12 protein-coding genes are annotated in these 15,321 nt (G+C 48.5%); 6 read left to right on the forward strand and 6 right to left on the reverse strand.

What is annotated here, in order from left to right; translation table 11 throughout:
• Positions 1 to 5: 5 nt before the first annotated feature.
• Entirely contained in the window at positions 6 to 1,817 is a 1,812-nt protein-coding gene (locus HV346_RS11925) for a lytic polysaccharide monooxygenase (RefSeq protein ID WP_181619566.1), read from the forward strand.
• Positions 1,818 to 1,926: 109 nt separating this feature from the next.
• On the opposite strand, the gene HV346_RS11930 is transcribed toward HV346_RS11925, so the two are convergent.
• Both HV346_RS11930 and HV346_RS11935 read right to left on the reverse strand, forming a co-directional pair.
• Positions 1,927 to 2,673: an A24 family peptidase gene (locus HV346_RS11930; RefSeq protein WP_181619567.1), complete on the reverse strand. Its 747-nt coding sequence runs from the start codon at positions 2,671 to 2,673 to the stop codon at positions 1,927 to 1,929.
• Between the two features lie 193 nt (positions 2,674 to 2,866).
• Positions 2,867 to 3,415, reverse strand: coding sequence for a cytochrome b/b6 domain-containing protein (locus HV346_RS11935; RefSeq protein ID WP_249415079.1), 549 nt, complete (start codon positions 3,413 to 3,415; stop codon positions 2,867 to 2,869).
• A gap of 514 nt (positions 3,416 to 3,929) precedes the next feature.
• Between HV346_RS11935 and HV346_RS11940 the strand changes: the two genes are divergently transcribed.
• From HV346_RS11940 to HV346_RS11950, 3 genes are read left to right on the forward strand one after another with little or no spacing between them, the layout of a single operon-like run.
• Complete coding sequence (locus tag HV346_RS11940) at positions 3,930 to 4,526, forward strand: response regulator transcription factor (RefSeq protein ID WP_181619568.1); 597 nt, start codon at positions 3,930 to 3,932, stop codon at positions 4,524 to 4,526.
• Between the two features lie 16 nt (positions 4,527 to 4,542).
• Entirely contained in the window at positions 4,543 to 7,935 is a 3,393-nt protein-coding gene (locus tag HV346_RS11945; protein WP_181619569.1) for an ATP-binding protein, read from the forward strand.
• 55 nt (positions 7,936 to 7,990) lie between these two features.
• Positions 7,991 to 8,677: a response regulator transcription factor gene (locus tag HV346_RS11950; RefSeq protein ID WP_181619570.1), complete on the forward strand. Its 687-nt coding sequence runs from the start codon at positions 7,991 to 7,993 to the stop codon at positions 8,675 to 8,677.
• A gap of 47 nt (positions 8,678 to 8,724) precedes the next feature.
• On the opposite strand, the gene HV346_RS11955 is transcribed toward HV346_RS11950, so the two are convergent.
• Entirely contained in the window at positions 8,725 to 10,671 is a 1,947-nt protein-coding gene (locus HV346_RS11955; RefSeq protein ID WP_181619571.1) for a TonB-dependent copper receptor, read from the reverse strand.
• A 302-nt stretch (positions 10,672 to 10,973) separates the two neighbouring features.
• On the opposite strand from HV346_RS11955, the gene HV346_RS11960 reads away from it, so the two are divergent.
• Positions 10,974 to 12,085 (forward strand): IS3 family transposase gene (locus HV346_RS11960; RefSeq protein ID WP_181619572.1). Its coding sequence is split into 2 segments (ribosomal slippage): positions 10,974 to 11,235 and positions 11,235 to 12,085, totalling 1,113 coding nucleotides; the frame shifts between segments, so codons are not numbered across the junction.
• Positions 12,086 to 12,307: 222 nt separating this feature from the next.
• Positions 12,308 to 12,709, forward strand: a complete 402-nt coding sequence (locus HV346_RS11965) for a DNA-binding domain-containing protein (RefSeq protein ID WP_181619573.1) — start codon at positions 12,308 to 12,310, stop codon at positions 12,707 to 12,709.
• A gap of 64 nt (positions 12,710 to 12,773) precedes the next feature.
• Here the strand turns inward: HV346_RS11965 and HV346_RS11970 are convergent, their stop codons facing one another.
• The 3 genes from HV346_RS11970 to HV346_RS11980 form a co-directional block, all read right to left on the reverse strand.
• Entirely contained in the window at positions 12,774 to 13,253 is a 480-nt protein-coding gene (locus HV346_RS11970; protein ID WP_181619574.1) for a hypothetical protein, read from the reverse strand.
• Between the two features lie 39 nt (positions 13,254 to 13,292).
• Positions 13,293 to 13,784, reverse strand: coding sequence for a hypothetical protein (locus HV346_RS11975; RefSeq protein ID WP_181619575.1), 492 nt, complete (start codon positions 13,782 to 13,784; stop codon positions 13,293 to 13,295).
• Between the two features lie 207 nt (positions 13,785 to 13,991).
• Positions 13,992 to 15,314 (reverse strand): VasL domain-containing protein, encoded by a 1,323-nt coding sequence (locus HV346_RS11980; protein ID WP_181619576.1) that lies wholly within the window; start codon positions 15,312 to 15,314, stop codon positions 13,992 to 13,994.
• Between the last annotated feature and the right edge of the window lie 7 nt (positions 15,315 to 15,321).

A 15,321-nucleotide genomic window follows, 5' to 3' on the forward strand; every position in this document is an offset into this window, starting at 1 on the left:
GCGCAATGGATTTCCCCAAAGCACGCCAGTATGAATGTAAATCACAAGGTAATCACTGGACTCCGGCTACCATGAAGAGTGCGGCTTGTCGGGCTGCGCTGGAAAATAGTTCCGCAAAACAGGCTGCTTTTGATAACTGGAATGGTTATACCGGTTTTGCCATGGCGCCACACAGTCAACAGGATGCCCGAAAAGCAGTACCTGACGGCATGCTTTGCACCGGAAATCACCCAGAATATTCAGGCTTCAACCAGCCACGATCTGACTGGACCACGACGACATTGCAACCAGACAGCAGTGGTAAGGTCGGCATGAAATATTACTACACAGCACGGCATGCCCCCTCATTTATTGAATTTTATATTAATAAAAAAAATGTCGATCCCACTAAAAAAGCACTCGGATGGGATGATGTTGAACTACTAAAACGCTTCGAGATCGAGCCAGGTGATGCCAGCTCAACCCATACCGTCAATGTCTCTATCCCCTCAGATCGAACAGGAAAAGCGATTATTTTCACCCGCTGGCAACGTTATGACGCCGCCGGTGAGGGTTTCTACAACTGTAGTGATGTGAATATCAAAACCCGTGATGGTTCGGAAATCCCGGATGAAAACGGTACAGGAGATGACGATCAGGTCTCCGGATGGGTTGATAAAGGTGCTTTCATCACCACGGCTGATAATCCGGCTGTCGGCGAACAAGTTCGCTTTCGTTTGATGGGGGGCACACGCGGCGACAATATTGTCGATGTGAGTCTCGCTATCTCCGCTGCGAATGTTGCTAACAATAAATGGATTGTCGAACTCGGGCAGTTGCTGAATCGCGAGCACAGTAATTTACTGCAAATTGGGCAGCAGACCGCAGATGAAACGATCACTTTCAACGAACAGCAACCGCGACTGAATCACGTTTTCCTCAGTGACCAAAGTTATGGTTACGCCGTTGAAATTGTGAAAAATGCAGAAACGCCGGTGATCGTCCTTGATAGTTATACGCTTGAACCCATTGCGACTCTCAGCACGACTTCTGGCTATCCAGTGACCGGTAGCAGCAAATCGGAAGTAAACTGGCAATGGAAACGTATCGCAGGCGATAGTCGTATCGTTGCAGCCCCAGCCAATCAGGCGAAAACCGAGATACGCATACCTGGCGGGGTTCGGGGTGGAACCGTGGCGACATTTGAACTATCAGGAACCAGTCCTAAAGGTTCTGTCGGTAAAGCAATACTGAAGGTGAACGTACTTGCAGCAGAAGTTATTGCGACTGGACCAGTCAGTATTGCGGCGGATAAAGGCGGTCAATATCGTGCCAGGGCTAATTTTGACAACAACAAAGGGGAAGTCACATACCTTTGGTCTCTGCTGAAGAATAGCACTGAAGTTTCCGGAGGTATTGATAACAGAGGCAGTATAAAAACGGGCTTGCCTGCCGGAGACTACCTGGTAAAAGTCGTTGCAGAATCTTCTGATGGGGAACGTAAAGCAACCCGCACCTCAGCGCTAAAAATAACGGCGAGCGATGACAGTGACAAAACGGGTGACTACGAGGGATGGAAAGCCAGTAAAACCTACACAGCCGGAAATACGGTGACCTGGAACGGGGTGAACTATATCGCCCGAAACTGGACCAGAAGTGAACCCGGGAAAGGTGGCGACTGGAAATTGCATCATAACCGGGTTGCCGTAGAGTGGCAGTCAACGATGGTTTACGTTATGGGTAATGTCGTCAACTATCAGGGGCAGGAATATAAAGCCAGCCAATGGATCTCACAGAATAATGTACCCGGTGTGAGTGTACTCTGGAAATTGCAGTAAATGATCTGCTCCACCCGTTGTGGTGGAGCGTTCAGAATGCTTAATAATAACAATACGATTCGCCCTCTATTTTTTATGCCGGACAGGGAGGAGGTCTGTCCGGTTTTTTTTACATGATTGAGGAATGAATTAGCATCCAGCTAATTGCTGCGATCACAGGATAAGGGCCGAAAGGAAATGGCTGGCTGGGCCTGGTTTTCAGCAAAACTAAAGCTACCAGCAGTGCTGAGACTGAAGACCATAATATAATATCCAACAACGCCTGAGGTCCCAACCAGGCCCCCAGGCCTGCAAAAAGTTTCATATCCCCTATTCCCATACCTTCCTTCCTGCATAAACCACTATAAATACGAGCAACAAACCAGGGGATGCCAAAACCAGAAATCGCGGCAATAAATGCCTGATGGAATTCCACTACAGATCGCCCACTGGCCGAAAAGGCAAGTGCAAGGAGCAAAAAAGGTAATGTCAAGCGATCAGGGAGTAACATTGTATCAATGTCGATAAAGAGAAGCGGTATTAACATTGCCACAGCAAACAAGTCAAAAGTGCTTTGCCATGTTATTCCCTGTTGCCAGATAATAATAGTAAACAATAGTGCCATGGTTATTTCAACCGTCAGATAACGCCAGGAAATTGCCCGACCGCAGCACGCACTACGTCCCATTAGCATGAGCCAGCCCAGAATGGGGATATTGTGACAAATTCTGATCCGCTGCCTGCAACCAGGACAGTGGGAAGGCGGCCACGAGAGAGTGAACTCTTCACCGTTAAGCATTAGGGGTAAACGATAAATCACCACATTACAGAAACTGCCAATAATAGCCCCCGTGAGGGTGAAAAAGAGAATAACCATATGATATGTTAGCCTTTGATTTAAGCGTATGAACGATCGTCAGCAGGAAAAAACTGTCTGGCAAAATGAGGATAACGTGACGAAGCGTTTTCTCTGAAGAGAGGAATAACTTCATGCGACTTACTTCTGATTCAATATATTCATGGCGAACGTATCTGATTAACGGAGCCCACCATGAATATTTTATCAGGCATTAAATCATACGATGAAGAATATCACGAGAACCACCTTTCACATGATGAATTACAGCAGTGACATGTATCAACAAAATAGCCCCTAGCACAATACAACTAATACGGTGCAACTTAAAAAAGAATTCGTTAACTTCTACTGTTTTCACGGGATGCGTAATATGAACCAAGCCGAATAAATTATAATCACTTTGCAACATCAAAAAACCACTGATTAATACAATGAAAATCGCAAGATAAAAAATCTCATGAACAAATACGACAATTTGTTTTTTACGCACGCCCAACCATGCAGGATAGGGAACAGATTTACGAAAAAATCGCCAGACAAAACGCACAATCATGACAGGTGTTGCAATCGTTCCTAACGACATATTTAAGACGGAGAAAAAGTTGAACCATCGCGTTCCTTCTATGGCGTGTAAAATATAACCCATCGCCATTGCATAAATAATCACGATGGCGACTAACCAGTGTAATACTCGAGTAAAGATATCGTAACGCGTATTTCCCTTACAATTCATATGTTCCTCCGCTCTCATTTTATACATTCCATTGCTTCCCTGAATTAGACAACATGATCTATTATCCATGGAGCCCCAGGCATTGCTATAAGATTACAATACAGCGGATCAGAGAACTGTCTTATGATATATTATCGTAATAGTTTATGAAGAATCATTCATCAAAATTATGATTGGCGATATTAAAAACAACCGAGCAGTAAAGATTTTTCTTATGACCTGCAGAAGGTTCCTGGAGAATCACGCAATTTCGATATAAAACGCCAGAACATTGCGCAAGTAATTTCACGTTATTTATCCTTATCATCCCTATCCCAGTTGCGCAGGCATGCGTTTGCGCAATCAGGTATTACCCACAAAATTTTCACATCGCTGTCTTTGTTAATAAACAGAAAAACAATTCATGATCCCCTCATTTGTTACACCTGTACAGGCGGCTATTTTTGCCATATCATTATTAATTCATACGAATATCCGATGAGTAAATCCTTTCAATAGGGTCTTCTCATTAAAAAATAAGCGACTCGCCTGATCGAATACCATGCAAAAAACCATTCTTATTGCTGATGATCATCCCGTTTATCTTTTGGGATTACGTACGTTATTGCAAACACGTAGCGATCGTTATCGCATCATTCATGAAGCGCTCAACGCCGATGACATGATGGACAAACTGGCGCAGACGCCTGTAGACATTATCATTACCGACCTGAGCATGCCCAGTCATCGTTACCCTGATGGCTTAACAATGATTCAATTACTCACCCGCCGTTATCCTGAAAGCACCATTGTCGTAATCACCATGATCACCAATCCAGATTTGCTGGCATGTTTGCGCCGCTGTGGTGTTAAGGCCGTACTGAGTAAAAATAGCCTATCATCCACATTATTAAACAAACTACATGGCACAACGCAGGGGGCAATACCTGCAGAAATACCGCAACTCCGGCTTACATTGCGTGAAATTGAAGTGACACGTCTATTGCTGCGTGGCATGACCGTCAATCAAATTGGTGAACATCTCAATCGCACCAAACAAACAATCAGCGCGCAGAAAAATAGCGTGATGCGTAAACTGGGTGCGTCCAGTGATTTTCAGCTATTTCAATATGCACAACGGCTGGGACTGGACAACTGACAGGCGAAATTAAAAAATGAAATATCCATTTCCGCTGTTGCGATATCAGTTCATAATATTATTAATTATTGCCCTCAGTCCCATAATCAGTACCGCCACGACATTACGTATAGGTTTAATCCAACCAGAATCGTCTGTTTTTAAACAAGGTACTATCCCTGCTATTCTCAGCGATCAAATACAACTTATGTTCACTACCCCTCAGCAAAGTGAGTCATATCAGTTTGGTTCGACAGAACTGGCACTAAAGGCGTTAAATGATCGAAAAATAGACCTCATTATTACACCTAAATTACCCGTAAATACTCTTCATGCAAGCATCCCATTACTCCGTTTATCTCTGGCAGAGGTACAAACGCGAGGGAATACCGGTGGGACTCTCTGTTCGCCGGAAATATCAAAAGACATGATGGTTGCATGTAATAAATACGGATCAACCTCTCTGACAGGAAATATTCAGCGACTTATTCGTGGTGAATATCATAGATTTATTGCTCCCGAGTACCTTCTTAAAACCTGGTTTATTCATGCACCCGTTACGACATTTACGTTCACACCGCTGCAGAACATTGCACCTGTGCATTATTACGCGTGGGCGCTGCCCGATCGCCAGGATATTATAGCCGATATTAATACACATATTCTCTCGTTATCGTCCAAAGATGCCCGTTGGCTGGAACAGAAATGGTTTCTACCTGCAGGCAGCGTCTATAGCGCAGACGACCTACCGGCAAGTAGGTCAGGATCAAAAACACAAATACAGGTACTTTTACCATTATCCCCACCACCATTTGTCCAGATTACTAAAAGTGGACAGATCCACGGTGTCTGGCATGATTTACTGATGCATCTTTTTCCAGCTAACCGTTTTGATTTATCTTTCACACAATCACCAGACATTAACGCACCTCCCCCGCAGGGCCATCAAATACAACTGCGTATTATTGCAAGCAATATCTCTCCCTCGACAGAGGCGTTAGCTTTTGACTCGCTGAGTTGGGGGCTTGTCAGCCCGACCTATCACCCCTTAACGGGTGATCTACAAAAACTACAAAATACACGCATTGCGGTAAAACGCACTTCAGCAATAAATTCACTTCTTCACAAATGTATTCCCGCAAAAAATTTGCTGCCTGTAAGCAATCTTGAAGAGGGTATTGAATTAGTCAAAACCGGAGGGGCTGATGGACTGGCAGGTGACGCGTTTTCATTGCACACATTACTCAAACAAACGAATAGTCCGTCACTGCAACTTACACCGCTGAGTATTCCCGATACTACGTTATGGTTTAGCGTTAACAGTAAAAACAAAGAGGAATTAGCACGAGTCAGATCCATATTAAAGTCTGTTACGCCGGGAGATATTTATACCCATCGAGTCCAGTTGAAATCTGGTGTTCCTGTGTCGCCCCCCCCATCAGAAGGATCATCGTGGCCTCTTTTACTTAGCCCTCTATTGATATGTGTCATTCTCACCGTTGCTTTCGCTTATTTCTATGCTTGTGCACAGCGACGTCAACGAGAACAGGATACATCGGCACTTACTAATACGCTTTCACTATGGCAAACATTACTGAATAGTGCGCCTGTCCCGCTTTTTATATGCGATGTCGCAGGAAGGCTAATCCGCTTTAATGAGGCATTCGAACAATCGCAACAATGGGATCGAATACTAAAGGAAGGCGCCTTTATCGGTCGATTGCCGCTCAACGAGTTGGCATTGCAGTTTCGCCTCCCGCAGCGGTTGGCACTCCTCAATACGGAGAGCCCCATTACCGGTGAAGCCATCCTCCGCCACAATGTGACTATTTACTGGTGGTTATGCAGTTACACGGATAAGTATCAGAAACCCTGTGGCATTGTTGGCGGATGGGTGGATATCAGTGAAAAAGCGGCACTGACCCTGGCGCTGCATAAAGAGCTCAGCAAGGCCGAACACGCCAGTATGGAAAAATCAAATTTTCTTGCACGCATGAGCCATGATATTCGCACACCATTAAACGCCGTATTAGGGCTGCTGGAAATGGAACAGAGTAAAAGTAAATCGCTCAATATTGCCTGGCAAGCTGCAGTGACACTACAGGATTTAATTGGCGAAACACTCGATTTATCGCGTATTGAAGCAGGCCAGTTACAACTGGATCTCAGATGGCATAATCTTTATGACGTGCTGAATACTAACGCGAATATTTTCTGTAGCTATGCGGCTACAAAAAATCTGGACTGGCGCTGTACGCTGGAAATACTGCCAGAAAGCCAGTTTTTTTTGGATAAAATACGTCTGAACCAAATCATTGCAAATTTACTTGGTAATGCAATTAAGTACACTGCTCATGGTGAGATTGGTTTCACTGTCTACTACCAACACAATCACCTTTTTATTTCGATTACCGATACAGGTATTGGCATTCCTCCAGATGCACGCGCACATCTGGGAAAACCGTGGTTTCAAATTAACCCTGCAGCCCAGCAGGGTAGCGGTCTGGGTTTAGCCATTTGTTACCAGTTAGTCGGACTGATGAAAGGTACTATCAGCATTGATAGCCAACCCGGCACAGGCACTCAGGTACTTGTCAAACTGCCACTGGAGCAGCAAACTTCAGACAAGGATTTTTCAAATAATGGTGATGTGCAGCACCCTGTACTGCTACCCAATCTGCGAGTGCTGGTTGTCGATGACTTGCACGTTAATCTCTCCGTTATGACGCTACAACTTGAAAAAATGGGGCTAAACACCGTTTGTTGCAGTGGTGCTCAAATGGCTCTGGAAATAATGAAGAAAGAGCAATTTGACATCTTAATCGCCGATTGCCAAATGCCTGAAATTAATGGGTTTGAATTCGTGCGAAAACTGTTATTTCTGGATCTATACGGGCAAGTTTGTGCTCCCCCACTTATTGTCGGCAGCACAGCCTGCGCGTTACCAGAAGAAGAACAACGAGCCATTCACGCCGGAATGGATTGCTTGCTGAGAAAACCGATAACTACGCAACGACTGAATGACATCGTATCCCAATTTTGCAAGTCAATCTCACAAGAAGGGCCTGATTTCAGTGAGATTAAACGTCTGTCCGATTCCCGCCCAGAAATTATGATATCAATGCTTCAGCAGATCTACGAGGTCATCGCTCAGGATATCCACCAGGTGAGGGGGACTAAACCGTCACTTGCCGCAATTGGCACAATCGCGCACCGACTCAAATCGTCCTGGAGTCTGGTCGGTATGCAAAGCGCCGTCAGAGGATGCTTAGTGCTGGAAACACTGGCGGAACCCTCTCCCCCTGAGTTGCTGAATGAGGACGAGATCGCCACCCTGCTCGCACGCTTTGTCATAAGCATGCAAAGTCACCTGGAGACTCTTGAACGTTATCGGCAGAATTATCTGACAAGTACTAAAGAAAGTACTTAGTTAGGTAGGTATGATTCTCTACAGCAGACAATGCAAACATATGGAGAAGGTCATAATGGAAGTAAGAATTGCTATTGCGGATGAATATACCTTGATTCGCCGTGGCGTGTTATCAATGATTATGAATATACCTGCAACGACAAAATCCACATATACTGATACAAAATTTACCGTTACCGGCGACGCCTCTACCCCCACGGAGTTGCTGGTATTGCTGTCAAAAAATGCAATTGATATTTTGTTTCTCGGGTTTTCATTGGCCACGTATCAAAGTCCAAATCCACTGAGTGGCATGGATGGTGTATTACTTATAAAATGGCTCAATCATAAATATCCCAAACTTAAAATTGTGGTGCTGTCACCTTATAAAAATAAATTATTGGTTCGTATGGCAATGGAGGCCGGAGCAAAAGCTTATATCAGTCGTGATATTTGTGAAAAAACACTTTGGCGGACCCTTATTTCAGTTACCAATGATGAAGTTTATATAGAACGTGAATTGATGAATTCACTTTTTCGTAACACAAAGCAAGATAATCAGGAACTTACTCCCCGAGAAATCGATGTCCTAAGAATGTTATGCAAGGGTCTGAACCTGACTGATATCGCTCAGCAGATGCATTTAAGTAATAAAACAGTGAGTGCTCATAAGTTACGAGCAATGGAAAAACTGGGGGTTCAGAGTGATTGTCAACTCTATTGTCTGATGGCCAAAATGCAAATGTTCGATATTGCCATTTAACGGAAGTTGCACCCATACTCCAGATATTCAGGCGCATGGGTGCAGAATTAAAATGCGTAGCTCGCTTCCAGCCACCAGGTTCTTCCTGGCTCCGCTATTTTTTCATGCGTAGAGTAGCCAAATTGTTTAGCACCTGCCAGGTTCAGATGCTCGCTATAATATTTATCAAACAAGTTATCAATACCAGCACTCACGGTTAACTCTGGCGTAATAATATATTTCGCATTCCATGATAACACGCCAAAACCTGCCGCTGGCCCCAAATCTTTCCCAGTGACATTTCCCTGATCGAGCGCAACGCGATACTGACTGGCTACCATCCGCCAAATCAGTCCAGTGTTCCATAAGGCATGAGAATAGTTGATACCAAGACGGCCTTCCAGAGGAGGCATCTGCGGTAATGCCTGATCGGCGGTTGTATTCTCTCCCCAGCTATAATTAAGGCTGCCTTCCAGCATCCAGTGCGCTGAGACATGCCAGTTACCGCCCAATTCTCCACCCCACGTGGCAGCATTGACATTGTATGCGCTTGACTGATCATTAGTATAATCAAACAGAATATAGTTGATTATCCTCGCCGCATAGACGGAAGCCCAAAAACTGGCGTTTGGGCCATTCATTTGCAGACCGCTATCCCACTGGAGCGTTTTTTCTGGATTAATGCGATTAAAGCTATTTTTACCCGCTTTTCCGGAAAAGAGTTCCCAGTAATCAGGAAAACGTTCGGTATGCCCAATACCGCTATACAGCATCAGGGGCATATCAGGGAAAGTATATTCATAACGCGCAAATACGCCGGGTAAATTACTTTTGCGGGCCATGCCAGACTCGGCATTTTTATTATCAACATCGTAATGATCTATACGAACACCGGTGATAACCGTACTTGCCCTGCTTATCCCTTGCCGTAATTCACTGAAAATGCCAATTTGCCTGAATACGGCGTCATCCTGCCAGCTTCCCGCTTTTTTTTTCCGGTGCGTCTTGTGCATAAAGTCCGAACCTGACGTTAATACTGTGGCATCTTTTTCCCATTCCAGACTTAAACGACTTCCCCATGTTACTCCACCGACTTCGCTTTTTCGGTCCGGGCCTGAGACATCACGTAATGTGTAATTGTCCATCACATGATCGGTATCGTTATAATAGCCTTGCCAATTTAGTTGTGAAATATGTTCGCTGAGGTGATATTTTTCCAGTTTGAATGTTGTACTTTGCCGGGCAAATCGACTGCCATCCATCATTCTCCCGGCATAGCGGGCCTTACCATTACCGTCCCCCGCCCCCATTTCTATCAGGGTATCGTCATCCGGTGTTAAGCCAAGGACGGCGTTACTGCTCCATTTTCGCCACAACCCTGGCACTCGTTGACCATGGCCATCCTTGTAATCATCAGCAATGGAATTGTTGCCATCAAGACGGATATAACCGTTCTCATTGCCAAACGCGGTATTCAGGTTCTGGTCAGAACGGCCATTAGCCCCTTGCAATAAGTCAGCATTGCCCTTTATTCCGGGCGTAGAAAACGTCTCAGGCTGGCGTTCAAAGCGCAGCGTTCCCGCAGAGCCCATCGGCCCCCACAGAACCGTTTCCGGACCTTTTACAACAGTCAGAGTATCAAAGCTTTTGGGGACGATATATGACGTTGGCGTATCCATGCGTGAACCACATCCCCCCTGAATGGAAGCACCATCCGCAAGGATATTAAGCCGGGAACCAAACATGCCACGCAATACTGGATCGCCATTACTCCCGCCACTGCGCAGCACGGAAAAACCCGGAATGGTCTTCAGCAGGTCGGCTCCATCGCTTGCCGGAACGGGCTGACGAGGCGACCAGGTTGAGGTCACGATCTTACCGGAATTATTCTCAGGTGCTGTTACGGTCATTACTTCATCAGCCTCTACAGAGCCAACAAAAATACAGCATGTAATGAACAGCAAGGGGGGGAATACCACACGGGAACAAACGCCATACCCTGGACTCACAGACATTCTTAAATTCCATTTAATGTACAAAAGAAATCGAGATGTCTATTTTTATAAAGGTTTTATCAGGAATACATTCCTTACTCATGAGAACGCCACAGCGAGCATTAAGATTTATCTGCTTGTAGTGCTTTTGCTGCTCATCCAAGCGATCATGGAATCTAAGCGCATCACTGAGTCTACTGCTGAAACCTGCTGCCTCACGCTCCCGTCGTCATCATTCCGGGAATGTAAGCATCCCGGTAAACCGGACCATTCACATTTAGAGATCTTCCGGCATACTGAATATGTCCCCGGAGGAGATCGCCATGCGCAAAGTCCGATTCACCGAACACCAGATCATCGCCGTTCTGAAGTCTGTCGAAGCCGGACGTACCGTCAAGGATGTCTGCCGCGAAGCCGGTATTTCCGAAGCCAGCTATTACAACTGGAAAGCGAAGTTCGGCGGTATGGAAGCCTCTGATATCAAAAAGATGAAGGACCTTGAGGATGAAAACCGCCGGCTGAAACAGATGTTTGCGGACCTGAGTCTCGAATGCCGCGCCCTGAAAGACGTTATTGAAAAAAAGCTTTAAAACCAGCGATAAAGCGTGAGCTGGTCAGCTATCTGACCGCACAGTTTGCCATGAGCTTACGTCAGGCCTGCAGGACGTTATCGCTGAGCAGGACGGTATTTCGTTATCAGCCGGATACGCGACGTGATGAGCCGGTGATTATGGCGCTGACCGTGGCGGCTGAACGCTATCCGCGATACGGATTTAAAAAGCTTTTTCAGGTACTGCGCAGGCAGGGCAACGCCTGGAACCATAAAAGAGTTCACCGTATTTACTGCCTGCTGAAACTGAATTTTCGCCGTAAGGGAAAACAGCGCCTGCCGGTGCGCAATCCGGCTCCGCTGGCTACACCAGAGGCGATGAACCAGAGCGGGTCCATCGATTTTATGCACGATGCGCTGGTGTGTGGCAGACGTTTCAGGACCTTCAACGTGGTGGATGATTATAACCGGGAAGCGCTGGCGATCGAAATTGACCTGAATATCCCGGCGCAGCGGGTTGTCAGAGTGCTGGACAGGATCGTGGCAAACCGCGGATATCCGCTGAAGATGCGGATGGATAACGGTCCGGAGCGGGTCTCGCTGACGCTGGCACAATGGGCAGAAGAGCATGGTGTGATGCTGGAATTTATCAGGCCCGGCAAGCCAACACAGAATGCCTTTATCGAACGATTCAAGCGGACGTACCGGACAGAAATACTGGATTTTTATCTGTTCAGAACCCTGAACGAAGCACGTGAAATTACAGAGCGCTGGCTGGCTGAATATAACAGCGAGCGCCCCCATGAATCCCTGAATAACCTGACGCCGGAAGAATACCGGCTGATGGCTGAAACCCCGGAAATCTCAAAAAGTGCGTGGAACTAAAACGGGTGCGCTTACAATTCCACTGGCTGGACGCCAGGCACACCGCTGACGCTACTGAAGCTGTCTCCCGCCACCCTCTGGCCGGACGTTTTGCTGCGGCCTCACGTCTTTCAGGGGGAAGTCATTCCGGAAATGGTGTCCGGCAATACGAATGGAAATACTGACAATGATTGCGAGCCTCTCCCGCAGGAAGCGCCAGCAATACCAGAACAGGGGGAAAATGTGACAACGGAGAATCCCTTTTTCGCCAGGCTCAAAGCCGGGATCGCCACCGGCTCGCTCACACTGAATGCCGCTCGTTCACTGGCGCATCTTGTGGACGGTAAACTGTTTCTGGTGTCGCCAGGTATTTTTAAGCAGTACCATAAAGAAACCTGCGGCGATGCGGGCGATAAATGGACACAGACGCAAAAAGACTTTCAGAAACTCAAACTTCACCTGCGCGGCGAGGACGGTATCAATATCTGGAACTGTACTGTCAAAGGTCCGAGAAGCACGAGAACTCTCCGGGGATACCTGCTGGGCGACACCGCGACAAAAGAACTTACGGAGTCCGCACTGATCGCAGATAATCCGTTTCTTCGTCTGGAAATTACTCTCTTTCAGAAGACGTCTGGAATTTGATCATGTAAAACCATCACATCTGTCACCCCGGGTAATTTCTCACAGGCATTCACATGCAACATCTTCAGGCCAGCTTGTCGATAGCCCGAAAAAAAATGGCTTCCGTCATGACGGCCCTTTCTTTTGCGCTCTGGTGCTCCCCGCGGATAAACCAGCAGGTTTCCGGCGCCATGCTCAGGTCAAACACCTGGCGGATTCCGGGCGCCTCAACGCGCATTGCCACACATCCGGTTTCCGTTCCCCGGCACAGTTGCTCAGGCGTGATAGTGACGCGGCGATCACCATTCTGCAGACGAATGACAGTGATGTCATACCGGCATATGCCGCTGCTGAGGCTGTAACCCACGGTACTCAGATCATGAATGTGTTTTGTTGATAACGCCACCTCGATGCCGGAGCCCGCAAACCACTCACAAACCTGCTGCGCCAGCTCATCCATTCGCGAGCAGAACGCGCGGATTCCATCTTCTGCCGTTTTCTGGCCGGACGGTATACCAGCAGTGTTTTGCTGCACTTTCCTGAAAAACCGTTCTCTGGCTGTCATATTCTCATCCCTGCCATCCTTTCATCGGTTGAACCGCCCTCATCCCGCCCTGCGTAGGGCAGCCATTTTATTCTTTCTTCTCAGCCGCTCCCTCGCCTTCTTCACCGACAGCCTGCTCCGGTGCGGGAAGAGTTTCAGCAGCTCCGCAAAGATCAGATGGTCATTCCGGGCAAGGCACATCTGCTCCTCCCGGCTCCACATCTGCTGGCCTGTGTATTCGCCGCCCTGGTATTTTACACCCATATCGCAGGCCTTAATCTTCACGGCTTCTGGCGTACGTCCGTATAACTGCCCTGCCACCGCTGTGCCCAGTGCCGGATACCCGGCTACCAGAATCAGCTCCTCTTCCGGCGTCCAGCTTCTGGCGCAGATCACCCCGAGTTTTCCCGCCATCCACTGGATGGTACCCCGCGTGCGGTCTGGCAGCAGCGCCATTACGTGCGCATAACCTTTTTCATAGTGTGTGCGGACAATCTCTTTTTCTGCCTCACTCCAGGTTTCTGAGGGCTTATTGCCGGACGAGCAGCCCATCGCATGCGCTGCGCTCCTGACAGAGGTGGGGTGCGCCCGATTCGCTCTGCTATCACCACGGACGCCATGCTGCCGTAGTGCTTTTCAACAAAATTCAGCTCGCGAGGGGCCATCGTGCACGGTGGTTCCGGTAACGGGAAGAATGACTCATCTGAAGCGGGTTCGTATTGTGGCCTGTGAAAATACTGGCTCAGAAATATAGCAGAGCTACTCCGGTGTTTTTTGACGCAGCAGGGTGTAACGGGCAATAAGCTGCTGTAGGTGCTGCTCCGTCTGGCTCTGCCACGCTTCGGGTCGGGGTTGCCCTTCCGGTATGGCGGCTAACTGCCGAAGCTGCTCCTCCACCGGAATGGCACGGTTAAACGACTGCGTCACGGCAAACACCTGCGATTTCAGTTCACTGACCGTCATATACTTACCGCGCTTTTCATCCAGCGCGTTCAGCTGGTTCGCCAGTTGTTGCAGTTGCGCCATTCCCTGGTGCCAGCCGGTGAGATTTTCCACCGGTAGCGCGGCGCCTGCCACTTGCTGCTGCCACTGTTGCGCCAGCAGTTTTGCCTGCTCCGGCCACAGCGCGAGGGCCTGCCGCACCAGGCCGTCGCCGTAGCGGAATGGCTGGTCGGGCGCTGACTGTGAGAGTCGTTCCAACTGCTGCTGCGTCTGGCGGATACCTGGCTCCGATGGCAGCGGCTGTTGCCGGAGCGAGCGGAGCTGTTCAGCAGACAGGGCGGCGGGTAACGGTGCGAGGGTTGCCGCAAACTGCGCCTGCGCCGGGTCTTTCTGGCGCATCATCTGCCATCCCCATCCCGCAGTGCCTGCCAGCACCAACATGGTCAGCATCCCGGCGGCAAACGGCTTCCAGGGTTTTGCGGGCGGGGCCTGTTCCGTCACCACCGTCACCTTCGGCTGGGGTTCAGGCAACGCCACGTACACCCATTTCACCGGCTCAGGTGGCTCAATGGTGCTGACCTCCCCCGGTATTGTCACCCCGGTCTGCGGCGTGTTATCGCTGTTTTCCAGGCGTACTGCCGCGTTATGCATCAGGGTGCACAGGGCATCGAGCTGGCTGGCGTGCTTCAGTTCCAGCCGCTGTAACAGCTCGCCCAGAGTGTTCAGATGCGCTTCCGCCTGGTAAAGCTGGCTCAAACCGGCATACGTCAGGGTCAGCGTGCGCATCGTCTGCTGCAGCCGTTTACTGAGCGCGCTGAGGATTTCCATCCGCGCATGAACCGGTTGCGGCCACAGTGCGCCCCACTGCCGGGATACCAGCGCTTCCAGTATCGCCAGCCCTTCGTTCAGGCCGTACAGCCCGGCGAGCTGTGTGCGGGCAAGCGTATACCAGGCCGCGGTCTGCAGCTCCACGCCGTTGTGCTCAAACAGCGACAGGCAGAGTTTTTCCGCATACTCCCAGTTAACATCCGGGCGCGCCGGATGGGTCAGTTTGTTCATTTCATCGCGAAGGCGGGCGTAATCCGTAAGCAAACGCGGGTCACCGCCGGTTTTCAGGTGGCGTTCAGAATGTGTTGTCATGGTGATT

Source organism: Enterobacter sp. RHBSTW-00994 (assembly GCF_013782625.1).
Classification (GTDB): Bacteria; Pseudomonadota; Gammaproteobacteria; order Enterobacterales; family Enterobacteriaceae; genus Enterobacter.

What these genes read in the sequence shown, in the direction of transcription:
- HV346_RS11925 (WP_181619566.1), top strand. Translation starts at nt 6, where the DNA reads ATGGATTTCCCCAAAGCACGCCAGTATGAATGTAAATCACAAGGTAAT.
- HV346_RS11930 (WP_181619567.1), bottom strand. Translation starts at nt 2,673, where the DNA reads ATGGTTATTCTCTTTTTCACCCTCACGGGGGCTATTATTGGCAGTTTC.
- HV346_RS11935 (WP_249415079.1), bottom strand. Translation starts at nt 3,415, where the DNA reads ATGTATAAAATGAGAGCGGAGGAACATATGAATTGTAAGGGAAATACG.
- HV346_RS11940 (WP_181619568.1), top strand. Translation starts at nt 3,930, where the DNA reads ATGCAAAAAACCATTCTTATTGCTGATGATCATCCCGTTTATCTTTTG.
- HV346_RS11945 (WP_181619569.1), top strand. Translation starts at nt 4,543, where the DNA reads ATGAAATATCCATTTCCGCTGTTGCGATATCAGTTCATAATATTATTA.
- HV346_RS11950 (WP_181619570.1), top strand. Translation starts at nt 7,991, where the DNA reads ATGGAAGTAAGAATTGCTATTGCGGATGAATATACCTTGATTCGCCGT.
- HV346_RS11955 (WP_181619571.1), bottom strand. Translation starts at nt 10,671, where the DNA reads ATGTCTGTGAGTCCAGGGTATGGCGTTTGTTCCCGTGTGGTATTCCCC.
- HV346_RS11970 (WP_181619574.1), bottom strand. Translation starts at nt 13,253, where the DNA reads ATGACAGCCAGAGAACGGTTTTTCAGGAAAGTGCAGCAAAACACTGCT.
- HV346_RS11975 (WP_181619575.1), bottom strand. Translation starts at nt 13,784, where the DNA reads ATGGGCTGCTCGTCCGGCAATAAGCCCTCAGAAACCTGGAGTGAGGCA.
- HV346_RS11980 (WP_181619576.1), bottom strand. Translation starts at nt 15,314, where the DNA reads ATGACAACACATTCTGAACGCCACCTGAAAACCGGCGGTGACCCGCGT.